This is a genomic window from Sporosarcina ureae (assembly GCF_002082015.1).
In the GTDB taxonomy this organism is placed as follows: Bacteria; Bacillota; Bacilli; order Bacillales_A; family Planococcaceae; genus Sporosarcina; species Sporosarcina ureae_A.
Genome location: NZ_CP015109.1, coordinates 1,309,548 through 1,332,626, shown reverse-complemented (window position 1 = coordinate 1,332,626; position 23,079 = coordinate 1,309,548). Strand labels below are relative to the sequence as shown.

Here is a 23,079-nt window from a genome sequence, read left to right as displayed (position 1 = left end):
ATGGATGATGTTCTAGAACTAGAGAAGCGAGTAGCAGAGCTCAATAAAACCTTACATGAGTACGGGCGTGCATACTATGACTTGGATGCCCCTATCGTTCCCGATTCAGAATATGATGAAAAGATGAAGGAATTGTTGGCGATTGAAGAAGAACATCCTGACTTAATCTATCCGGATTCACCGACACAACGAGTTGGCGGAGCACCACTCGAGGTGTTTAATAAAGTTGTTCATCGTCATCCAATGCTTAGTTTGGCAAATGCGTTTAATGAAGAAGACTTAAAGGATTTCGACAGACGTGTAAAAGACGCGACAGGGAACGCTGTGTATGTATGTGAACTGAAAATAGATGGTCTCGCTGTTTCCTTACAATATGAAAATGGCCAGCTTGTACAAGGTGCTACTCGTGGAGACGGTTCAGTTGGAGAAGACATCACAGCCAACTTAAAAACTATTCGCTCGATCCCACATAAATTGAATGAGTCTTTAACAATTGAAGTACGTGGCGAAGCGTATATGCCCAAGAATTCATTTGTTAAATTGAATGAAGACCGTGATGAAGCGGGGGAAGTACCTTTTGCCAATCCACGAAATGCAGCTGCAGGTTCACTTCGTCAATTGGATTCAAAAGTTGCGGAGAGCAGAAATTTAGCTACTTTTATTTATGCGGTAGGCGGCGATGCAGAAGTATATGGCTTAGACAGTCACTCGGATGCGCTCAATAAAGTGGATGAACTAGGATTGACGACAAATAAAGAACGTAAGCGTTGTACGACAATTGAAGAAGTATTGGAATATGTAGCCTACTGGACAGAAAATAGACTAAACCTCGATTATGAAATTGATGGTATTGTAATAAAAGTCGATAACTTCGAATCGCAAGAGCAACTCGGTTATACCGCAAAAAGTCCGAAATGGGCTATTGCGTATAAATTCCCTGCAGAAGAAGTGCAGACTCAACTGCTAGATATTGAGTTAAGTGTAGGTAGGACAGGTGTAGTGACACCAACAGGCATACTAGAACCTGTTCTGGTAGCAGGTACAACAGTAGGACGAGCCTCTTTGCATAACGAAGACTTAATCCGTGAGAAGGATATTCGTATCGGTGATCACGTCGTGTTGCGAAAGGCAGGCGATATTATTCCTGAAATCGTCATGTCATTGAAAGAACAGCGAACAGGTGAAGAAGAACCGTTCCATATGCCCGACCACTGTCCAGTATGCGATTCAGAACTCGTTAGGATTGAAGGGGAAGTGGCGCTGCGTTGTGTGAACCCTAAATGTCCTGCACAGATGAAAGAAGCATTAATCCATTTCGTTTCAAGAAGAGCCATGAATATTGATGGCGTTGGTGAAAAGCTAATTGAACAATTGTATACTGCTGAATTGGTTCAGGATGTTTCCGATTTATATATCTTAACGAAAGAATCACTATTGGCCTTGGAACGGATCGGAGAGAAATCTGCCACAAATATTTTGACGGCTATTGAACAGTCCAAAGAGAATTCATTAGAGAAATTGCTATTTGGATTGGGCATTCGCCATGTCGGTGAAAAGGTCGCAAGAATATTAGCAGAAGAGTACCGCACCCTTGATGCACTAGAACAAGCAACAGAAGAAGAGCTTGTCAATATTTTTGAAATCGGTGCGATTGTTGCTGACTCTGTGACAACGTACTTTAGTACGGAAGAAGTTCAGGAAGTAATGAACAAGTTGCGTTCTTATGGTGTAAATACTGTTTATAAAGGTACTACGCGTGAAGAGTTGCCAACTACTGGACCTTTCGCTGGAAAAACCATTGTCTTAACAGGTAAACTCGCAGAATTGACGCGTGGAGAAGCTAAAGAACGAATTGAATCGCTGGGCGGGACTGTCAGTGGCAGTGTCAGTAAGAAAACAGATCTGGTCATTGCAGGTGAAGATGCAGGCTCCAAATTGACGAAAGCGCAAGAATTAGAGATTGAAATTTGGGACGAGCAAGCCATGCTTGACGCCCTTGGAGTGGATATGAATGAAAATAACGATTAAATGGCTTATGACGGGCATCCTGTCGGCAGTCTTGCTGACAGGATGTGTACCGGCGCCGGGCGATGATTCGGAACAAGCAGTGCAAGAAACAGAAGAAAGTGAGCAGGAAATGGTGCTCATTCCTGAGACTCAAGTAAAAAAAGAATACTATCGGACACCGGTTCCATTTAAAAAGAGCGCTAGCCGAGGGTTAGTTGTCAATAATCTCAATACGAAGTACGATATCCAGGAAACAGAGGAAGGCCTATTACGTCTGTCTTCGCAATATTACGACCCTAAAAATTATTTCTTCCAGGAAGGTCAGTATATAGACCGCGATACTGCAAAACAATGGATCTCCAGAAAGTCCAATTTTGAAGCGGGTCTCAATCCTGCAATTACTGACGATATGTCACCAGCACAAATTGCGGATGAAGCACCGATCTATCTGGCGCATATCGTTGAACAAAATTATTTACAGATGACAGATGATAAAAAAGTGAAATTAGCGGGAATATCTATTGGACTTGCAATGAATTCGATTTATTATCCACGTGAAGGTAACGAACGCCGGATTGATGATAAAACGATCGAAGAAAAAGGCAAGAAGATGGCAGACATTATATTGAGTAGATTACGTAGTAAACCAGAGCTTGCAGATATCCCAGTAGCTGTCGGCTTGTTTAAGCAAGAGAGTCGGAACGATATTGTGCCCGGCACATATTTTGCGACTTCATTCGCTGCAAAAGGTAAAAATGAATTCACTGGGTGGAAAGAAGTGGACGAGCAATATGTATTACTTCCCGCATCTTCTTCTACAGGAAATTATCGTGACTTGAATACGACATTCAAGAACTTTAAACAAGACATTGATGATTATTTCCCGAGCTTTGTGAATGTCATTGGAACAGCGTTCTATAAAGACCAGAAACTACATTCATTACGCGTGGAAATGCCTATACAATTTTTTGGCAAGACAGAGCTGATTGGATTTTCACAATATTTGACTTCGTTAGTTAAAACGCATTTTAAAGACGTCCCCATCGAAGTAAGTGTAACGTCAGTCAATGGACCCGAAGTGCTGATTGTGAACGACAATGATCGAGAAGAACCGTTTGTACATGTCTATGGATATTAACAGATTTTAGGTAGTAACACGAACTTTCCAAGAAACTGATTAAATGGTATGATAAATTGTACGATTGCAAAATGAGGAGGAACGATGTATGACAACATTTTCGAATGAAGACGTCAAGTATTTTGCGGATTTCGTCCGTATTGGCCTCTCCGAGGAAGACAAAGAAAATTTCTCTGCACAGATAGCAGATTTGATTGAAAGTGTAAGTAATTTAAAAGATGTGGATATTACAGGTGTAAAACCTATGACGCATCCAGTTGCTATGATCAACGTCTTACGTGAGGATGAGCCAAAGGATATCTTGGACCGTGAAGTAATGCTAGCTAGTGCAGAAGATCAGGAAGATGGACTTATCAAGGTTCCAGATATTCTGTAATCGAATTTGCAGTATAGAATACCATTCATGGCACAACGATAGTAGGAGGAAAAGTGATGACGTTAACAAGTAAAACAGCAACAGAACTTCAAGCTCTTTTACAAAAAGGGGAAGTTACTGCTAAAGAAGTAACAGAAGCAACATTACAAACGATTGAGCAGCAAGAAGAGAAAATTCACGCGTTTATTCACGTCGCAAAAGAAGAGGCAACCAAGCGTGCAGAACAGCTTGATCAAGAAGATGCTAGTACACGTGGACGTCTTTTCGGTGTTCCAATCGGTATTAAGGATAATATTGTAACAAAAGATATGACGACAACATGTGCAAGTAAAATGTTGGAAGAATTCGTACCCGTTTACAATGCTACAGTTATAGATAAATTGGAAGCTGCCGGCGCAGTGAATATTGGAAAACTCAATATGGATGAATTTGCAATGGGTTCCACAACTGAAACATCTTATTTCGGTAATACATTAAACCCATGGAATACAGATTATGTGCCAGGCGGCTCTTCAGGTGGTTCTGCAGCGGCAGTCGCAGCAGGAGAAATACCACTATCTCTTGGTTCGGATACTGGCGGTTCAGTTCGTCAACCCGCTGCATTCTGTGGAATTGTTGGAATGAAACCTACATACGGTCGTATTTCACGTTTTGGTTTAACAGCATTCGCTTCTTCACTTGATCAAATCGGTACATTGTCACGCACTGTGGAAGATAACGCATTATTGCTTGGCGTAATCGCAGGTGAAGATGACAATGACAGTTCATCTTCTGTAAAAGCGGTTCCTGATTTCACGGCAGCTCTTACAGGCGATATTAAAGGTCTGAAAGTTGCAGTTCCAAAACCTTATCTAGGTGAAGGTGTTGATGCGGAAATCGCTACAGCAGTAAGAGAGGCAATTACTGTATTGGAATCTCTTGGAGCAATTTGTGAAGAGGTGGAATTGCCACATATTCAATATGCGCCAACTACGTATTATGTAATATCTTCCTCGGAAGCACAATCCAATCTTTCACGTTTTGATGGATTGCGTTACGGTTATCACACAGAAAACGCTGAAAACCTAGAGCAAGCATATTTCCGTACACGTCAAGAAGGATTTGGCGATGAAGTGAAAAAACGTATTATTTTTGGAACATATGCAATGAGTGCAGATCATCATGAAGATTTGTATGTACGTGCCCAAAAGATTCGTACATTGATTGCACAAGACTTTGATTCCGTATTTGAAAAATATGATGTTGTCATTGGGCCAACTGCTGCTACAACAGCATTTAAGCTTGGCGAAACAGGTGGAGACCAGCTCGTTCATTATGCAAATGATGTCTTAGCTGTACCAGCGAACCTCACAGGCCGTCCAGCATTATCCGTACCATGTGGTTTCGTTAACGATCTACCGGTTGGCATGCAAATTATGGGTAAGCACTTTGACGAGGAAACATTATATAAAGTCGCTCATGCTTATGAGCAAGCTACTGATTTCCACAAGCGTACTCCATCGATTCAGGAGGGGAAATAATCATGAACTTCGAGACAATTGTCGGATTAGAAATCCACGTAGAACTAAAAACAGATACTAAAATTATGTCACCAGCACCTGCCCATTTCGGCGCAGAGCCGAATAAGAATATTCACGTAACAGACATCGCATATCCTGGTGTTTTACCTACGTTAAATAAAAAAGCAGTGGAATTTGGGATGAAGGCGTCTATGGCACTAAACTGTGATGTTGCGCCTATTATGAACTTTGACCGCAAGCACTATTTCTATCCTGATAATCCGAAGGCATACCAAATCTCTCAAGACAAGCGTCCTGTAGGAGCAAATGGTTGGATTGAAATTGAAGTAGACGGCAAAAAGAAGAAAATTCGTATTGAACGTGTACATTTAGAAGAAGATGCGGGAAAACTGACGCATACAGAAAATGGATATTCATTAGTCGACCTGAACCGTCAAGGAACACCGTTAATTGAAATCGTTACAGAAGCAGATGTGCGCTCTCCGGAAGAAGCATATGCATTCTTAGAAAAACTAAAAGCGATTATTCAATATACAGGTGTATCTGACGTACGTATGGAAGAGGGTTCACTTCGTTGTGATGCAAATATTTCATTGCGTCCGTTCGGTCAAGAAGAGTTTGGTACAAAGACAGAATTGAAAAACTTGAACTCGTTTAACTTTATTCGTCGCGGTATTGCGAATGAAGTAGCACGTCAAGAAAAAATTCTATTGTCTGGTGGTACCATTCAGCAAGAAACTCGTCGTTACGACGAAGCAACTGGCGACACAGTATTGATGCGTATCAAAGGCAGTGCCAATGATTATCGTTTCATCAATGACCCAGACTTGCCTGAAGTTCATATCGAACAAGAATGGATCGATCGTGTTCGTCAGGAAATTCCAGAATTACCTGACGCTCGTAAAGAACGCTATGTATCTGAACTGGATCTTCCAGAGTACGATGCACACGTACTGACGTTAACTAAGGAAATGTCTGACTTCTTTGATGCAACAGTCAAAGCGGGAGCGGATCCAAAATTGGCTTCCAACTGGTTGATGGGAGATGTATCAGCTTATCTAAATGCTGAGTCGAAAGATCTGCATGACACGCTGTTGACACCTGAAAACTTGGCACAACTTGTACAATTGATTACAGACGGTACAATTTCTTCTAAAATCGCTAAAAAAGTATTTATTGACCTTGTGAAAAAAGGCGGAAACCCTGCCGATATCGTTAAAGAAAAGGGACTTGTTCAAATCTCTGATGAAGGTACATTGCGTACAATCATTACTGAGATCCTAGATAATAATGAACAATCAATTGAAGATTTTAAAAATGGTAAGGATCGTGCAGTTGGATTCTTAGTTGGTCAAGTTATGAAGGCGACAAAAGGGCAAGCCAATCCACCGCTTGTTAATAAATTATTGATGGAAGAGATCAAGAAGCGTTAATCTATCAATCAAATGAAACGTTCCAGGAGAGGCCAAAATAGTCTGATCCTGGACGTTTTTCCACGTTAACTTACACAGTGAAACAGGGGGGATTGTATTGAAAACAGAACAACAATATTTTGAAGAAGCTGTATCGCTTCAAACGTATATGGACAAAATGGAAATGCATAAGGAAAACAGTTTTTTGATCTATGATGCATTTGAAGTACCGCAGGATGATGAATTTATTGAATTGCTGATAGAAAAACAACCCCATATATTAGTCATTACAGAGGACTGGTGTGGTGATGCGATGCTGAATAATCCAATCCTTCGCAAGATTACGGAAGCTGCCAATATACATGTTCGCACTGTGTTGCGGGATGAAAATCCAGAGCTGATTGACCGATATTTGACAAATGGTGGACGTTCGATACCCATGTATCTACTATTAAATGCAGCAGGTGAGGTAGTCGCAAAGTGGGGACCTCGAGCACCGGTTCTGCAGAAATATGTGATGGATGGTCGCGAAAAGTTACCAGCTAAAGACGCATCTGATTATGAAGAGAAACAAAAAATGTTTTATTCTCAGTTGATGTCTGAATATACATCAAAACCCGAGAATTGGCTTGCTGTGTACAGTGATATTCGTTCGACATGGCTTCCTGTTTTGCAATCGTCTAAGTAACTATTTGTAAGAAACCATTTGAAAATGGTAAAGGTCTGATTTGTTTCAGACGCAAAAGGATCGAGGGGAAAGTGTATGAAACGTGCACGCATTATTTATAATCCTACTGCAGGAAGAGAAATCTTCCGTAAACATTTAGCAGAAGTCCTCGAAAAATTAGAGAATGCGGGTTATGAAACATCCGCTCATGCTACAACTCGTGAAGGTGATGCTACAGTAGCGGCACGAGACGCGGTTCGCAGAGGATTCGATGTTATTATTGCTGCTGGCGGTGATGGGACGCTCAATGAAGTGGTTGCAGGTGTCAGCCATTTTGATAAACGTCCAAAAATCGGTTTAATTCCAATGGGTACAACAAATGATTTTGCAAGAGCGTTGCGTATTCCGAGAGAAATTGATGAAGCTGTAGATATCATTTGTCAAGGAGATTCGATTCCGGTCGACGTAGGCTTAATGAACGATCGTTACTTTATTAATATAGCAGGTGGCGGTCGTATGACGGAACTAACATATGAAGTACCAAGCCGTCTCAAAACGGTAATTGGGCAGCTAGCTTATTACTTAAAAGGTATTGAAATGTTACCTTCTATACATTCCAGTCATCTTCGCATTGAGTATGATGGAAATGTGTTTGACGAAGAAGCTATGATGTTTTTGATTGGTTTGACGAATTCAGTTGGCGGGTTTGAGAAATTAGCACCTGATTCGAGTATTAATGATGGATACTTCACATTGCTTATTTTGAAGAAATGCAATATCGCTGAATTTATACGTGTAGTTACATTAGCTTCTCGTGGGGAACATATGGATGATCCTTTAGTTGTATCGGCGAAGGCGGAAAAAATTGTGGTGACTTCCAAAAATGAAGTGTTATTGAACTTGGATGGAGAATACGGTGGCGTGTTGCCTGCTACTTTCCAGAACTTGTATCAACATGTCGAAATGTTCGCACCACTACAAAAATTACGTCCACAAGATCAAGTGAAGAAAATCCAATAAAAGAAAAAGTAAAAAGACTATTCCAGTCGAAGTTCTAACATTCGGATGGAATAGTCTTTTATTGTGAAAAATTAATGGGATGAGCCCGATGCAATACGCATCGTATCAGGTCGATATTAGATGTATTCAATCGCTTCTCCTTGTTTAGCAGCTAACTTTGGCACTTCTTGCAACGGCATCCAACGATAACTGAGTAATTGACCTGCGTCTTTACCTTCACCTTCTACGATATATTCCCATTCATGCTTGTTTTCTCCTATGTAGGAAAAATGGAAAATCGTACGTTCATAAATAACATTTTTATCTTCTGGAAAATATTTTGAAGCTTTAACTTTACCTTCTAGTATGAGTTCATCACGCACAATACCCGATTCTTCCTCGATTTCCCGATATAATGCATCCAATAGTAGTTCGTTGCGTTCAATTGTACCACCAGGAACTCGTAAACCTGCTTCAGGCTGATCTTTTTGCTCATACACAAGCAATTTACGATGTCTGCCTTCTCCTTTTGTAATATACGCTATTACTTTTCTTTTTACCTTTTTCATTCACTTTCACCTCTCATTAGTTAATCCATTATACTGTAAATTAATAAGAAATACAAGAGAAATGAGTTAATCAATTAGTATACAACATTTAAACATGCTATGAATATGAAAATACGTCTAAATTTCGACAAATTACTATTGATAAATAGGTTATTGAAATGGGTTTTTAGGGAAACCCTAAAATAGAACTACACAGGGAGTGATGATGTGTATAAGAGACAAGAAAAGCGTTTGATGTGGTTGGCATTTATTGTTGCGGGCATCATGTTGCTATCAATTATGGGAAGACTATTTTCGTAAGAAGGAGGTGGATTGTGTGGATTCGGTATTTTATTCTAGAGTATTGACTGAATTGACATTATCGTTTCATATTATCTATGCAACTATTGGAGTGGGTGTCCCACTTATGATCATGCTGGCCCAATGGGTTGGTATTAAGAAGAACGACGAGCATTATATTTTGTTAGCGAGACGTTGGGCACGCGGTTTCGTCATCACCGTAGCCGTTGGAGTGGTGACCGGAACAGCGATTGGTTTACAACTGTCCTTATTATGGCCGAATTTTATGGAGTTAGCTGGAAATGTGATTGCTTTGCCATTATTTATGGAGACATTCGCTTTCTTTTTTGAAGCGATTTTCCTTGGTATTTACCTTTATACATGGGACCGTTTTGAAAATCAAAAGAAACATTTTCTGCTTCTCATTCCAGTTGCGCTTGGCGCTTCGTTCTCCGCGGTATTCATTACGATTGTAAATGCCTTCATGAATGCACCACAAGGTTTTAATTTAGTAAATGGGGAACTAATCAATGTTAATCCGCTTGTCGCCATGTTTAATCCTGCCATGCCGACAAAAGTGGCACACGTCGTTGGGACAGCTTACATGACATCTGCTTTTTTATTGGCTGCCATTGCAGCGTTTCGTTTGTTGCGAGGTTCAAATCATGTGTACCATAAAAAGGCTTTGTATCTGACTTTGAAAGTTGGATTCATCTTCAGTGTGAGTGCAGCGTTGGTTGGTGATTTATCAGGAAAGTATTTAGCGGAATATCAACCCGAAAAGTTGGCAGCAGCTGAATGGCATTTCGAAACAGAAGAAAATGCTCCTTTAATTTTGTATGGTGTGCTGGACGACGGCGAAGTGAAATACGCCATTACAATACCGTATGCTCTTTCTATTTTAGCGCACGGTGTACCTAGTGCTGAGGTGGTTGGATTGGATCAGTTTCCTGAAGAAGATACACCGCCACTTTATATCCATTACCTCTTTGATATTATGGTGACAATCGGAATGTTATTGATGACGTTGGCAGCTGTATACTGGATTGGTATGTGGCGAAGATGGTCATTTGTCGAGTCTCGCTTATTCCGATGGCTCATTGTCATAGCAGGACCACTCGTTTTTATTTCACTCGAAGCGGGTTGGTGGTTAGCAGAGGTAGGACGTCAACCGTGGATATTACGTAATATTATGCGGACGTCTGAAGGTGCGACAACTAGCGGTCAGGTTCCGACTATGCTTGTGCTCTTTGCGCTTTTATATCTCGTTCTCGGTATCGGCAGTATAGTTGTTCTAAGAAGAATGTTCATCAGAAATCCTGTAGAACAAGAAATTATAGATCGACAGCGAGAGAAAGGCGGTGACATTCTATGAATATCGAAATTCTAGGAATTACGGTATTGTGGGTGTTTTTATTCGGCTACATCTTAATTGGTGCGATTGATTTTGGAGCAGGTTTTTTCAACGCATATAGTTTATTTACAGGCCGACAGCGAATCTTGACGCATGTCATTCAACGTTATTTGTCACCAGTCTGGGAAGTAACGAATGTTTTTCTAGTATTCTTCTTCGTGGGGATTATTGGATTCTTTCCAAAAACCGCCTTTTATTATGGCACTACTTTGTTAGTACCGGTTAGTTTTGCCATTATCCTTTTGGCAATTCGAGGTTCTTATTATGCATTTGAAACGTATGGAGCTCGTGGTCACAAAGGATATTCATTTGCTTACGGTTCGACGGGTTTATTACTTCCTGCATCCTTGTCGATTGTATTGACAATATCTGAAGGAGGATTTATCGAATTAGTAAATGGTCAGCCGGTTTTAGATTACTGGAAATTATTCACAAGTCCGCTTACTTGGTCGATTGTCGTACTAAGCATAGCGGCCACACTGTATATCTCATCCGCATTTTTGACATGGTATGCGAATAAAGCCAAGGATCCAGAGGCGACGCAACTGTTACGGAAGTATGCGCTTATCTGGGCATTGCCAACGATTATCGCTGCGGGTGGGATTATATTTGAATTACGTAAACATAACCCGCTACACTATGAGAGTATTCAAAGATTCTGGCCGATGTTTCTACTATCGTTCTTACTGTTCTTAGGAACGGTTTATCTCATCTGGAAACAGCGTCAATATGGTCTAGCATTCGGTTTGCTTATAGGTCAATTCCTATTCGCCTTCTTTGGTTATGGTGCTTCGCATTATCCATACTTGCTCTACCCGTATTTGACTATTTATGATAGTTTCACGAACCAAGCTATGGCGATTGCTTTAATCGTGGCGTTTATATTTGGATTACTTCTGCTAATCCCATCATTGTATTTACTATTACGTATGTTCTTGTTCAATAAAGAGTATGTAAAAGGAAAAGAAAATTACCATGCGTAGGGGGCGTTAAGATGAATGAATTTTTAATTTTCTATGCACCTTTTTTGATCATTATCGCAGGCATCGCACTATCGTTCTTTGTAGTGTTAAAAGATGATGCAGTGACAGATCATGAGTATAAAAACAGTAAAGAAACAGACGAGTGATTCCGTCTGTTTTTTTGTTTGCTTCCCGTGGTACACTAGAAGTATCTGAAAGATGGAGGAAAAATCATGAGCTTTGCTGTAAATAAAAATGAAAAAATACGAGTGACTATAGAAGATCTAACACATGATGGAGCAGGCGTGGCAAAAGTAGATGGCTATCCATTATTCATTCCAGAAACGCTGCCTGGAGAGACAGTCGATGTCCATGTAATGAAGACATTGAAGAAATATGGATTCGCAAAGTTATTGAATATCGTGGAGCCATCTCCATCCCGTGTAACGCCTCCTTGTCATGTATTCCCGACATGCGGCGGTTGCCAATTGCAACATTTGTCTTATGAAAGTCAGTTGATTCAAAAACGTAAATCTGTGCGTGATGTAATGGACCGAATTGCGAAGCTTCCTGATGTGCCTGTACATGAAGTAAAAGGGATGGATGAGCCGTGGCGTTACCGCAATAAATCACAAATACCATTTGATACGGAGAACGACCGCGTAATTACGGGCTTCTATAAAGCTCGTACACATCACATCGTGGACACAGATGTTTGTCTGATTCAGACGCAAGAAGCAGACGAACTGATGACATTGCTGAAATATAAGCTTCAACAGTTGGGTATTGAGACGTATGATGAACGAACACATAAAGGTATGCTACGTCATTTGATCGTTAGAAAAGCGCGTAAAACAGGTCAAGTAATGGTTGTACTAGTTACACGCCATAGAAAATTCCCGCAAAAAGATGCGGTAGTCGATTTAATTCAGCAACAGTTACCGGATGTGACGTCTATTATGCAAAATGTGAATACAGCGAATACGAACGTCATCATGGGGAATGAAATGATTAATTTATACGGATCAGATGTTATCATTGATCGAATTGGGGAAACTGAATTTGAGATTTCAGCACGTTCTTTCTATCAAATAAACCCTGTTCAAACGGAAGTATTGTACCAACAGGCACTTGATTATGCAAACTTGACTGGAAATGAAACAGTAGTGGATGCGTATTGTGGAATAGGAACGATTTCATTGTTCTTGGCTAAACAAGCGAAGGAAGTATACGGAGTGGAAATAGTACCGCAGGCGATAGAAGATGCCAAGCGTAACGCAGAACTAAACAGTATAACCAATACACATTTTGAAGCAGGTCCGGCAGAAGAGATTATTCCAAAGTGGTACGCGCAAGGTAAGGAGTTTGATGTATTAGTCGTTGATCCACCGCGTAAAGGCTGCGATGAAAACTTACTAGAAACCATTCTAAATTATAAGCCGAAGAAAATTGTATATGTGTCTTGTAATCCAGGAACATTGGCGCGTGATTTACGTATTCTCGAAGATGGTGGCTATCGCACGAAAGAAGTCCAACCAGTAGACATGTTCCCACATAGCAGTCACGTCGAGTGCGTGGCGTTGATAGAGTTGAATTAGCTTAGCGGGGTTAAAGATGGCTTTCGTTCAAGATGAATGAAAGTAAAGAATATATAAGAAGTTACTTTGAACGGAATTGGCTATGCTGTACCTATCAACGTCCATATAGGCGAAGTATAGTCTACAAACACGCTTTTTCTTGATACCTATAACGCGTAGTCATAAGATGTAGAAGAACGCAGAATGGGTTCTGTAATGATATTTAGAAAATGTAGAATATAATAAGCTCGATGGACAGTAGTGACAAATAAATAAAGCCTGTGCCACATTGAATTCAATGTGGCACAGGCTTTTTAAATTATTACAATGCACAGTATCAATGGAAATTTATTTTCTTCTCATGTCAATATTTCTTGAGTTTGTGTTGCTTTTTTCAACGGTCTTTTCAAACTCGACAACCACAAAGTACTTACTTTCTCCTATCTTCTCAACACTTGTGATTTTTCCATTACGCCCTTTTATCCTTACCTTTTCATCCACGGCTGGTATGATTCGAGAAGCTACATTGAGCACCTCAATTTTGTCTTCGAAATAATGAATAGCATACATATTCTAATCCCCTTACTTAAGATGAGTGTTGGTATACATTCATTTTATGAAAATGATTGTGAAATAGAACGTAGCAAGTTATTTTGCGTATCTATTCATTTGTAACGCAAGTACTCTTCATTAAGCACCCACTAAGATTAAGTCCCCAGAATGTAAAGGATATTTTTTGAAAACTTGTAGATCTCTGCATGGTACTTCCATTGCTTATTCTATATATACTCTTCATTTATTGGCCAGTTACCATAACTGATCACGCTGGGGGATAGCCAGGACTGATATCTTGTATGATTTGTGCAGGCAAATCAGAGAATTTGAGCGTATCGCCATTCCGGATTATATACGCTGTATGGATCGATACACGATAATAATACTCTGATACAAAAGCCCGCCAGACAACTTGTATATCGCCTTATTTATACTTTTACGTGTTAGTGAATGTTTTTTAAAACTACAACAATATTCTCAAGGTATAAACTGGCGTATGGAAACGTAAGATACTTAGGAGTTAGGTATAAAAATAATGAATGAGGTGACTTGCTTGACTGAATATTCATCATCAGATAATCAAAAAAGAGTAGATGCAAATAGCAAGAATGAACAATTGGATAAGTTTCGTACTAGCGATGCTGGAAAGCCGATGACGACGAATCAGGGAAGAAAGGTCTCGAATGACTCGAGAATTTTAACTGCCGGGGTGCGTGGGCCGGGAGTACTTGAGAATATACATTTCTTTGAAAAGATGACATCTTTTGTGCATGAAACGATACCAGCAAGAAGGCTTCACGCTAGAGGTTACGGGGCACATGGAGAGTTTGAGTGTTACCAATCTATGAAGCAGTTCACCAAAGCGGGGTTTTTGCAGGAGGCTGGTAAAAAGACTCCGTTATTTGTTCGCTTTTCAACGGTGCAAGGAAACAAAGGGTCGAAAGACACAGCAAGAGACTTACGTTGTTTAGGTGTCAAGTTTTATACAGAAGAAGGAAATTATGACATGACGATGATTGCCTTCCCGGTTTTGATCAACCAAGACCCGCTGAAATTTCCTGACATGATCCACGCTTATCAGCCTGAACCTCGTACCGGCATGCCACAAGCCGCAGGTGCGCATGATAACTTCTGGGATTATGTTGCGAATAATCCCGAGGCACTGCATATGACACTATGGGTAATGTCTGACAGAGGGCTTCTAAGAAGTTACCGAATGATGGAGTCTTGGTCAGTCAATACGTACTTGCTTGTTAATGAACAAGGCGTCAAGACGTTCGTCCGATTTGTTTGGAAGCCTGTTTTAGGATCCCATTCACTGTTGATGGATGAAGCGCAAAAAATAGGAGGCATCGATCCAGATTTCCATCGTCGAGATCTTAGAGATGCCATTGATCGCGGTGCTTTTGCTGAATATGAGTTAGGCGTTCAACTAATTTCGGAAGAAGAGGAATTCAATTATGACTTTGATATACTCGATTCCACGAAATTCTGGCCAGAAGAACTCATACCTGTTCAGATGATCGGAAAAATGACGTTGAATCGGAACGTTGATAATGATTTTGCAGAAAATGAACAGGTTGCATTCAACCCAGCCAATGTCGTACCGGGAATTGGATTTTCCAATGACCCTGTCTTGCAAGGAAGGTTAATCGCCTATCAACCTGCTCAATATCATCGACTGGGAGGTAAGAACTTTCAGCACTTGCCGATCAATCGACCGATTTGTCCGTTCCATAATAACCAGCAGGAAGGATTTATGAAATATGAGATCGATGTGGATCCGACGAATTATCATGAAAACTCACTTTTAAATAATACGCCGTACACCACACCACCTGAGGAAGGCGGTTATGAGCATTACCCATCAAAAGTGTCAGGACACCTTACGCGAGAGCGTCCAGAAAAGTTTGATGATTATTTTACACAACCAAGAATATTTTGGAATAGCTTAACGGAGATTGAAAAGCAACATATGATTGAAGCACTAAACTTTCAAGTCGGTAGTGTGAAGAGTGAGTCGGTGCGCCAGCAAGTCGTCGACCTATTAGTGAATGTTGATAAAGAGATGGCTACCATTGTCGCAGATACTGTTGGAGTCAATTGCCCAAGCGGAACAAACGTCCCGGTATCCACAAGCTATCCATCCCTTAGCCAAACAACTACGCCTAAATATGCATATTCGCTAAAAGTGGGTGTACTGATTGGCGATGGATTTAACGCAGATGAAGTAATGAATACAATGAAAGTTTTAGAAGAATTCGGTGTTTTTGTTATCATCGTAAGCGATACGCTTGGAACTGTTACAGGAGATAATGGTACAAAATTGAAAGTTAATGAAACATTTCTTACAACAAGTCCGTATTTACTTGATTCACTCTATATTGTTGGTGGAAAATCTAAAAATCAAGAACAATTTAATTATGAATTAAACGAGTATATAAACGTAGCGTATAAACATTATAAACCTATTGGAATCGCTTCAACCGGACAGTCATATATTAGTACATCGGGGAATAATAACTTCGCTGGGGTCGTTTACGCTAAAAATAACCCTGACTTCGGTAAAGATTTTGTCTCAGCAATTGCACAACAACGATTTTGGGATAGAAGATGATTTAATGCTTATTAGGTATATACAGCCGAAAATAGATAGTGTATGCCAGCGCACTAGATCAACACAAAGTAAGTGAACTATATACGTAAAGTGCATAGAGTTGATCGTGGCTGAAATAGCTTGGCAACAATAGATTTGGTAGTTTTTAAATGAATAGTGAAGTGTGTTTTATGTTCCCTCGGATTAATAGTTCGGGGGCTTTTTGATTTCGAAAGATCTTACTGTAACACGAAAAAGAATAATAGCATTTGACAAGTTATTTATACGAGGTCGTTCGGTATCCTCTCACTCACATGAGCCACGATTGTTTTATTTAGTTGTGGCAAGGAAGTATCATGCCTGATTAAAAAGTGAAAGACGCGTATTAGGAACGTATGAATGATCTGATGAGGCTGTGGTGATTGTTGGTGCAGAGGCGCACAAACGAACCTATTTACAGTCATAAAGAAATGCGCAGTGTAATACAGTAATTTGAAAGAAAGAGGTGATGATCATTATTTTTTATACACAAACTCAAATGTATACACAAGCAAGTTTTCGATCGCTTACGGATGCATTACTTCCATCCACTTACGCGCGATCCAATTATGAATCTACCAATTGTAATTCGAATAGGAAGGTTCATGAATACATTATGTATTCTTTGGATCACTACATTTCTATTCAGCAACAATTGCACCACACTATCGTTCCCCTCTCGTACCCTACAGCTATGATGTTGGATATCGCAGCAATTCAACTCGTGAACACGTACCAAGCACAATCACTTCCACAAAGTGCCTTTCTAGGAGGCGGGATGTTTTCCTATCTTTCCCGGCAAGACCGAATACGAACATTAACTGCACTTGAAAATTTAGATGTTGATCTTTACGCTTTGCCCTCTCCATTTCAGAATAATGCCGGGCTGGTGAAAAATATCGTTGATGCTCTTAACCGCTTTTCAATGCTTGGTTATTACTCGGAATGGCCTGCTTACGGTTCTACAAAGTTATGTTCGCCAAATGAACGACGTCTTGAACACTTCCCTGTGAATTGGCAACAAGTCGGTTACCCAGGTGTATCTTTGGGTTACCGCGATTTTCGTGGGTTTTTATTACGAATGAATAGAAGCGAGGAGAAATATGAAAATGAATCCTGATGTAATTATTATTGGAGCAGGTGGGGGCGGCCCGGTTATCGCCAAAGAGCTCGGGGAATTAGGAATCCGTGTGCAAGTGCTTGAAGCCGGTCCGTGGTACGGAAATAAAAAGTGGCCAGAGCCTAATAAAAATAGAGGGTTTGCAAAGGAGAGTTCAAATCCTGAAGATTTGGACGGCACACTCTACCGTAGTCAATTGACTAGACTTGAAGATGATATGAATGATCCTGTTACCGGTAAGTTCCGTTGGGGCACTGCTGACCGGAGACGCACACCTTGGTTTAGGAATGTTCCCGATCCTGCTCTAGTTTGGCAAACTGCTGGGATTGGAGGGTCTACACTTCATTACTATGCCAATTGCCCGCGCGCATTTCCGCATGCGATCGATAACGAATGGCCAATTCGTTACAAAGATCTAATTCCGTATTATGAAAAAGTAGAAGCTACATTACCAGTTGAGTTTGCACCCACTACATCTAAAGAAGCGCTTTTCTACTACGGAGCAGAAAAAGCAGGCTTTACTCTTAACAAAACATTAGATGTAACAACGAGTGGATACCGTCCTCAACCAAATGCAATTTTACCGCCAAATGAACATTTGATGGACCCAAATTATTCATTAGAACAATTAAGTCATATGGAGGGTTGTACGTTAAGTGGACATTGCGGCCAAGGATGTCCATATGGACCGAAACTTGAAAAGATGGCGAAACGGACTACAGCTGTTAGTTATGTCCCTTTAGCAATGAAAACAGGAAACGTTACGTTCAGGCCCAATACATTTGTTACGAAGATTTTAACGGAGCGTAATGCAAACGGAAAGGAATGCGCAATTGGCGTTAAAATACGTGATACGTGGACGGGGGAAGTTGAAGAATTGTACGCAAAAGTTGTCGTGATGGCGGCTGGTTGCGTGGAAACTCCCCGTCTATGGCTTAACTCTGAATTGCCGTATAACGCTTGGGTAGGTCGTGGATTGACTAATCATTATATGGATACGGTTACCGGCACATTTGACGAAGAAACATTGATGAGGATCTTAGGAAGTCCTGCCGTTAATCCATTTGTCGGGCATACATCCGCTGCACGACTTGATTATCCGGGCCTTGGCATGATTGAAAATATGGGGGAAAGCCCGGGGCTCTCCGCTCAACTGCTGTTTGGATTTAGCCAATACGGTTATAACAACCTCCACGAATCTAGTTCAGATAGATGGGACCAGCGTGGAAGGCTTGTCGGTGCCGAACTGGATGAGGCGATGAAAGACTACAGCCGAACACTTACACTTCTAATCGTTACAGACGATGAAGTACAATATCACAACCGTGTTGAGCTGGATCCACATATTAAAGATGAACACGGGGCGGTACCCATTGTACATTATACACCGAGCCAGAAGTCGAAAGAGAGAAGAGAACAGTTAGTTCATATAGCGACAGATATTTTACGGGAAGCAGGTGCGAAAAAGGTACATCGTGCAGATCTTCCACCGAATCTTTATATTCATTTACAAAGTACAATGCGAATGGGTTTTGTTGTCGACACTTCGTGTGAGGCCTATCAAGTAGATCGTCTCTTCATAGCAGATAATAGTGCCGACTACAATTCCCTTGGTGGACCTAATCCAACGTTGACAACGCAAGCATTGGCAACGAGAACAGCAGAGTTACTAGCGAAAAAATACTTTTAAGATTATTCCTTGAATATGGTAACAATCCCAAGAGAATCTCACTCAAAAGCGTGCGTAAGGGCGTTTGAGTGAGATTCTCTTTTTATCTGAAAGATGGAAAAGGAATTCATTTCTAAATTGGAAAGAAGGCACCGTAAGAAACGATAATGATCTATACAGCTAGTATTGAGGAAGCGATCCTGCAATTATTTTACAGATTCATGAATGTTTTATGCACGGGCATGGGTCTCATTTCATCTATAAAACTCACATTTCATCCAGCAGCTACTGTAGTATAAAATAAGGACTTAACCTTTCGTTAATTAATGAAGGGTTAAGTCCTTATTACCTTTGGTTGCAAACGATTAAAACACTTTTCGCTTTGATATCTTCTTTTTACATACATTATTTAATAATTTATTATATACAAATGTAGAAATGTCCTAAGCATCGACTTCATGTTATAATTACTGAATTAGTTATTTATAATGGAAAGGGGGGGACACATTTGGCATTAGGCATATTAGAGATCATGTATATAGTTTTAGTAATCTTAGCAGTAGGAATTCAAGTCATATTATATAAAAGTAAATCTAATAATAGTATAATTATAATCAATATGCTGTTTGGCCTGCTTTTATCCTACTTAGCGTTCACATCGTTTCCTACCAACTTTACCCTTCAAAAGACACTTGCCATAGTAATGGGGATTGTAGCTATATTGGCAGTTATTATTAAGTTCAGAAGTGAAGAGCTTGTGATATTAAGTAAAATATCGCTCTCAATTTCTATCGCAGTTAGTTTAGCGTTACTATTTTTATGAAGAATAGATTATGAATATAGAGTGCATGTTCACATAGTTGCAAAAGATCAAATACCCCATTTACAATTTGGCTGATGAAACTAAGTTTACCGCTCTATTTGTGTATTTACAGGAATGATGGAAGCGAATGAAAAATGATAAGGACAAGACATCGTGTAAATGGATGTCTTGTCTTTTTTACTTCTTCTATCACTGCATCAACGTTTTTCAGATTGCTATATATACTTATGGTCAGTAGTGTGTGAAGACTCCATTTCTTCCGCTATAGCTTTCGTTTCGTGTATCGTACCGTGGGGATGATTTGGAGGCGCATAAATCGAATATAATTTGATAGGTACAGTGCCGGTATTCGTGATATTATGCCAAACCCCAGCGGGAATAATAATACTATCATCTGCCTGGACTTGCCGTTCGAAATGTACTTGGTCTTTTGTATTCCCCATTTGAACCACGCCTTGCCCTTCCTCAAGCCGAATAAATTGATCAACATGGGGATGTATTTCCAAACCAATATCCTCTCCTGGTGCAATACTCATGAGTGTGAGTTGCAAGTGGTCACCTGTCCATAACGCAGTACGGAATGTTTGGTTCCTTTTTGTTGCCTCTTCTATATTAATCGTGAAAGGCATAGGGCCATAATCGGTTTGACTACGGTGTAGTAGTACAGAAGGATATTCAGTATGATTCATTTGCTGTAAAGGGTACATATGGAAACAAGGCCATATATACATCGGTTGATACCAACATACTAATATGAAATTAGAAACAGATTGATTGATAACACTCATCCCTCTCTTTATATTTTCATCATAGTATATGTATGAAACTTGAATTTGTGTGTAAAAGAAAAATGAGTAAACTGCTAAACCTATTGTGATTAGAATTCACAAAGTAGTCATATGTAAGCGGTTCAACTTTGAATGATTTGTGAAAGGCTTCACAATACGACTAAACTATATGAAAAGGATAGTATACTAAAAGTAACAAGAGAAGTTGATTATAGATTCTCGCTTACTGAATCAAAATTTAATCGTAAAGGAGACTGAACAATATGTGGGTTATCACATTGTTCGAAACAGAGAAAGTACGGATCTTTGAATATGCAGAGAAAGCAGAAGCTACAATTGCCATGGAAAAGTTCAATGAGTACGCTGTTTTATCCTATACAAAATAAAAATCACTGAACATGCACATAGCTAATACTTATGAACGACAGAATAGTAAACCAAAAGGAGACTGACAAACATGTGGGTAATTACTTTATTTGATCAAGCGAATGTACGAATATTTGAGTATGCAGAGAAGGTAGAGGCTATGAAGGCAATGAAGAGTTTCAGTAAATATGCTGTTCTTTCTTACACAAGATAAGCAGTTACCACTTTAACCGTAGCGTACTTTGCTACGGTTTTTTTTGCGTGGGAATTGAATTGGAATGTATATAACTGGAAGTTCTAGTTGGCAACCACTGTCGAGAGATGTACTATTATGTTGATATAAAAATTAAACTATTTTTATAAAAAATACATAACTTCTATTAGGCTGATAAGAAAACGTTTGCAGACACAATTCCGACATATGTAAGCGTTTTGACTTTGAATGAATTGTGAAAGGTCTCACATATCGGTTTCTTTTGTTGTAGAACAGAGTATGATAAGAGTAACAAAAGAAATTGGTTAGCAGATTCCATTCAAGGAACTATGCCACCAAACAAAAGGGAGATTACACAATATGTGGGTGATCACATTGTTTGACGAAGCAAACGTAAGGATCTTTGAATATGCTGAAAAAGCCGAGGCAACAAATGCAATGAAAAACTTTAACCATTACGCAGTTTTAACATACACATACTAAGTGTTGGCTTTACTATGAATAAATGAATACAAATTAAAAGGGGACTGACAAACATGTGGGTTATTACATTATTTGATCAAGCAAACGTAAGGATCTTTGAATATGCTGAGAAGGCCGAGGCAACAAATGCAATGAAAAACTTTAACCATTATGCAGTTCTAACATACACATACTAAGTGTTGGCTTTACTAGTGATAAATGAATACAAATTAAAAGGAGACTGACAAACATGTGGGTAATTACTTTATTCGACCAAGCAAACGTACGTATTTTTGAATATGCAGAGAAAGCAGAAGCGACAGATGCCATGAAGAATTTCAGCAAATATGCAGTTCTATCATACACAAAATAATTACGTCATCCTATAACCGTAGCGTGTAACCGCTACGGATTTTTTTATGTTTCTTTATACTTTTTTAGTTAGGACATTAATTCTCACTCAATCTACTATGCTAGAATACGACTAGATCAATTATGTGATTAGTCCAGTAAAGAAGGGAATTATATGTTGAGCAATTTGAATACCTTTTTCCAACGATGGATTGCCATCTTAACCCCCTTTAGCTTAGTGATGGGCGTATTGTTTCATCAAGTAGGGGAGCAGTTATTATTTATCGTTTCTTGGTTGTTTGCATTTATGACGTTCGTAGGCAGTCTTGGTATGAATGTCAAAGAAGTACGTATGGTAAGGAAATATCCAGCCGTAGTACTCGTAAGTATTGCTTTTCTGCATCTAGTAATGCCTACATGGGCTTATTTTTTATCTACGGTATTTTTCGATGATCATTTACTGACGGTAGGTTTTGTGTTGGCGGTTGCTATTCCAACGGGCGTTACGAGTGTGATTTGGGTAACCATTTCCAAGGGTAATCTGCCTTTATGCTTATCTATAATATTAATTGATACATTATTAGCACCTATCATTTTACCGGCAATTCTTTATGTCGTTGTGGGAGAAAGTGTAACAATCGATACAATGTCATTAATTATCAATTTACTTTGGATGATTGTACTACCTACCATACTTGGGATTACATTGAATGAACTGTCAAAGGGGCGCGTTCAAAATATTTGGGGCCCACGTTTAGCACCTTTCTCTAAACTAAGTCTGTTTGCGATTGTTGCGATTAATGGCAGTGCAGTAGCGCCTTATGTACGGAAAGTTTCTCTGGAACTGGTTGGCGTTATTGCCCTCGTACTATTCATCGCGATGACAGGCTATGCAGCTGCCTTATGGATTGCACATGTACTCTGGAAGGACCCTGTGATTGCTACGACATTCATGTATGTGGGCGGCATGCGAAATATTGCAACAGGAGTCGTGATTGCGACAACGTTCTTCCCAGCGAAAGTCGTCATGCCGGTCGTTTTCGGTATGTTATTTCAGCAAGTACTTGCTTCCTTGTACAATAAGGTGGGGAACTGGTATGGAAGACGTTATTTCAAGGTAAATGAAGTAGGATAAAATAAAACAACTGCCGTCATTCTGAAGATCAGAATACGGCA

24 protein-coding genes are annotated in these 23,079 nt (G+C 39.8%); 21 read left to right on the top strand and 3 right to left on the bottom strand.

The features are described from left to right. The 7 genes from ligA (at position 1) to SporoP17a_RS06585 (ending at position 8,140) form a co-directional block, all read left to right on the top strand. A complete protein-coding gene (gene ligA / locus SporoP17a_RS06615; protein ID WP_083033846.1) occupies positions 1 to 2,028 on the top strand; it encodes an NAD-dependent DNA ligase LigA in 2,028 nt (675 codons plus the stop codon). Beyond that, positions 2,012 to 3,145, top strand: coding sequence for a CamS family sex pheromone protein (locus SporoP17a_RS06610; RefSeq protein WP_083033844.1), 1,134 nt, complete (start codon positions 2,012 to 2,014; stop codon positions 3,143 to 3,145). Before ligA ends, SporoP17a_RS06610 begins: the two co-directional genes overlap by 17 nt. An 88-nt stretch (positions 3,146 to 3,233) precedes the next feature. Continuing rightward, positions 3,234 to 3,521: an Asp-tRNA(Asn)/Glu-tRNA(Gln) amidotransferase subunit GatC gene (gene gatC / locus SporoP17a_RS06605; protein ID WP_083033842.1), complete on the top strand. Its 288-nt coding sequence runs from the start codon at positions 3,234 to 3,236 to the stop codon at positions 3,519 to 3,521. 56 nt (positions 3,522 to 3,577) lie between these two features. After that, positions 3,578 to 5,041: an Asp-tRNA(Asn)/Glu-tRNA(Gln) amidotransferase subunit GatA gene (gene gatA, locus SporoP17a_RS06600; protein WP_083033840.1), complete on the top strand. Its 1,464-nt coding sequence runs from the start codon at positions 3,578 to 3,580 to the stop codon at positions 5,039 to 5,041. 2 nt (positions 5,042 to 5,043) lie between these two features. Beyond that, positions 5,044 to 6,474, top strand: coding sequence for an Asp-tRNA(Asn)/Glu-tRNA(Gln) amidotransferase subunit GatB (gatB, locus tag SporoP17a_RS06595; protein WP_083033838.1), 1,431 nt, complete (start codon positions 5,044 to 5,046; stop codon positions 6,472 to 6,474). Positions 6,475 to 6,571: 97 nt separating this feature from the next. After that, positions 6,572 to 7,141 carry a thioredoxin family protein gene (locus tag SporoP17a_RS06590; RefSeq protein ID WP_083033836.1) on the top strand — a complete coding sequence of 190 codons (570 nt, stop codon included), beginning with the start codon at positions 6,572 to 6,574 and terminating at the stop codon, positions 7,139 to 7,141. Positions 7,142 to 7,216: 75 nt separating this feature from the next. Continuing rightward, on the top strand, positions 7,217 to 8,140 hold the full coding sequence (locus tag SporoP17a_RS06585) for a diacylglycerol kinase (RefSeq protein WP_083033833.1): 924 nt from the start codon (positions 7,217 to 7,219) through the stop codon (positions 8,138 to 8,140). A gap of 116 nt (positions 8,141 to 8,256) precedes the next feature. On the opposite strand, the gene SporoP17a_RS06580 is transcribed toward SporoP17a_RS06585, so the two are convergent. After that, positions 8,257 to 8,688 carry an NUDIX hydrolase gene (locus SporoP17a_RS06580; protein ID WP_083033832.1) on the bottom strand — a complete coding sequence of 144 codons (432 nt, stop codon included), beginning with the start codon at positions 8,686 to 8,688 and terminating at the stop codon, positions 8,257 to 8,259. A 316-nt stretch (positions 8,689 to 9,004) separates the two neighbouring features. Between SporoP17a_RS06580 and SporoP17a_RS06575 the strand changes: the two genes are divergently transcribed. The 4 genes from SporoP17a_RS06575 (at position 9,005) to rlmD (ending at position 12,941) form a co-directional block, all read left to right on the top strand. Next, a complete protein-coding gene (locus SporoP17a_RS06575; RefSeq protein WP_369824380.1) occupies positions 9,005 to 10,342 on the top strand; it encodes a cytochrome ubiquinol oxidase subunit I in 1,338 nt (445 codons plus the stop codon). Then, positions 10,339 to 11,364 carry a cytochrome d ubiquinol oxidase subunit II gene (locus SporoP17a_RS06570; RefSeq protein WP_083033827.1) on the top strand — a complete coding sequence of 342 codons (1,026 nt, stop codon included), beginning with the start codon at positions 10,339 to 10,341 and terminating at the stop codon, positions 11,362 to 11,364. The genes SporoP17a_RS06575 and SporoP17a_RS06570 overlap by 4 nt, the downstream gene beginning before the upstream one ends. Before the next feature lie 11 nt (positions 11,365 to 11,375). Next, entirely contained in the window at positions 11,376 to 11,510 is a 135-nt protein-coding gene (gene cydS, locus SporoP17a_RS17145) for a cytochrome bd oxidase small subunit CydS family protein (protein ID WP_257788192.1), read from the top strand. A 66-nt stretch (positions 11,511 to 11,576) separates the two neighbouring features. Continuing rightward, positions 11,577 to 12,941, top strand: coding sequence for a 23S rRNA (uracil(1939)-C(5))-methyltransferase RlmD (gene rlmD, locus SporoP17a_RS06565; RefSeq protein ID WP_083033825.1), 1,365 nt, complete (start codon positions 11,577 to 11,579; stop codon positions 12,939 to 12,941). Between the two features lie 327 nt (positions 12,942 to 13,268). Here the strand turns inward: rlmD and SporoP17a_RS06560 are convergent, their stop codons facing one another. Further along, on the bottom strand, positions 13,269 to 13,490 hold the full coding sequence (locus SporoP17a_RS06560) for a hypothetical protein (RefSeq protein ID WP_083033823.1): 222 nt from the start codon (positions 13,488 to 13,490) through the stop codon (positions 13,269 to 13,271). A 538-nt stretch (positions 13,491 to 14,028) separates the two neighbouring features. Between SporoP17a_RS06560 and SporoP17a_RS06555 the strand changes: the two genes are divergently transcribed. The 4 genes from SporoP17a_RS06555 (at position 14,029) to SporoP17a_RS06540 (ending at position 19,722) form a co-directional block, all read left to right on the top strand. Further along, on the top strand, positions 14,029 to 16,092 hold the full coding sequence (locus SporoP17a_RS06555; protein WP_237262398.1) for a catalase: 2,064 nt from the start codon (positions 14,029 to 14,031) through the stop codon (positions 16,090 to 16,092). A 634-nt stretch (positions 16,093 to 16,726) separates the two neighbouring features. Next, positions 16,727 to 17,230, top strand: coding sequence for a hypothetical protein (locus SporoP17a_RS06550; protein WP_208859816.1), 504 nt, complete (start codon positions 16,727 to 16,729; stop codon positions 17,228 to 17,230). Beyond that, positions 17,214 to 18,920 carry a GMC family oxidoreductase N-terminal domain-containing protein gene (locus SporoP17a_RS06545; RefSeq protein ID WP_083033817.1) on the top strand — a complete coding sequence of 569 codons (1,707 nt, stop codon included), beginning with the start codon at positions 17,214 to 17,216 and terminating at the stop codon, positions 18,918 to 18,920. Before SporoP17a_RS06550 ends, SporoP17a_RS06545 begins: the two co-directional genes overlap by 17 nt. A 487-nt stretch (positions 18,921 to 19,407) precedes the next feature. Continuing rightward, entirely contained in the window at positions 19,408 to 19,722 is a 315-nt protein-coding gene (locus SporoP17a_RS06540) for a hypothetical protein (protein ID WP_083033815.1), read from the top strand. Between the two features lie 215 nt (positions 19,723 to 19,937). On the opposite strand, the gene SporoP17a_RS06535 is transcribed toward SporoP17a_RS06540, so the two are convergent. Continuing rightward, positions 19,938 to 20,411 carry a cupin domain-containing protein gene (locus SporoP17a_RS06535; RefSeq protein WP_237262423.1) on the bottom strand — a complete coding sequence of 158 codons (474 nt, stop codon included), beginning with the start codon at positions 20,409 to 20,411 and terminating at the stop codon, positions 19,938 to 19,940. 362 nt (positions 20,412 to 20,773) lie between these two features. On the opposite strand from SporoP17a_RS06535, the gene SporoP17a_RS17140 reads away from it, so the two are divergent. The 6 genes from SporoP17a_RS17140 (at position 20,774) to SporoP17a_RS06530 (ending at position 23,038) form a co-directional block, all read left to right on the top strand. Next, a complete protein-coding gene (locus tag SporoP17a_RS17140; RefSeq protein WP_255408199.1) occupies positions 20,774 to 20,896 on the top strand; it encodes a hypothetical protein in 123 nt (40 codons plus the stop codon). 71 nt (positions 20,897 to 20,967) lie between these two features. Next, positions 20,968 to 21,090, top strand: coding sequence for a hypothetical protein (locus SporoP17a_RS17135; protein WP_255408198.1), 123 nt, complete (start codon positions 20,968 to 20,970; stop codon positions 21,088 to 21,090). A gap of 360 nt (positions 21,091 to 21,450) precedes the next feature. After that, on the top strand, positions 21,451 to 21,573 hold the full coding sequence (locus SporoP17a_RS17130; protein ID WP_257788191.1) for a hypothetical protein: 123 nt from the start codon (positions 21,451 to 21,453) through the stop codon (positions 21,571 to 21,573). 53 nt (positions 21,574 to 21,626) lie between these two features. Beyond that, complete coding sequence (locus SporoP17a_RS17125; RefSeq protein ID WP_255408196.1) at positions 21,627 to 21,749, top strand: hypothetical protein; 123 nt, start codon at positions 21,627 to 21,629, stop codon at positions 21,747 to 21,749. A 53-nt stretch (positions 21,750 to 21,802) separates the two neighbouring features. Then, on the top strand, positions 21,803 to 21,925 hold the full coding sequence (locus SporoP17a_RS17120) for a hypothetical protein (RefSeq protein ID WP_255397466.1): 123 nt from the start codon (positions 21,803 to 21,805) through the stop codon (positions 21,923 to 21,925). 153 nt (positions 21,926 to 22,078) lie between these two features. Then, positions 22,079 to 23,038 carry a bile acid:sodium symporter family protein gene (locus tag SporoP17a_RS06530; protein ID WP_083033813.1) on the top strand — a complete coding sequence of 320 codons (960 nt, stop codon included), beginning with the start codon at positions 22,079 to 22,081 and terminating at the stop codon, positions 23,036 to 23,038. Positions 23,039 to 23,079 lie beyond the last annotated feature (41 nt).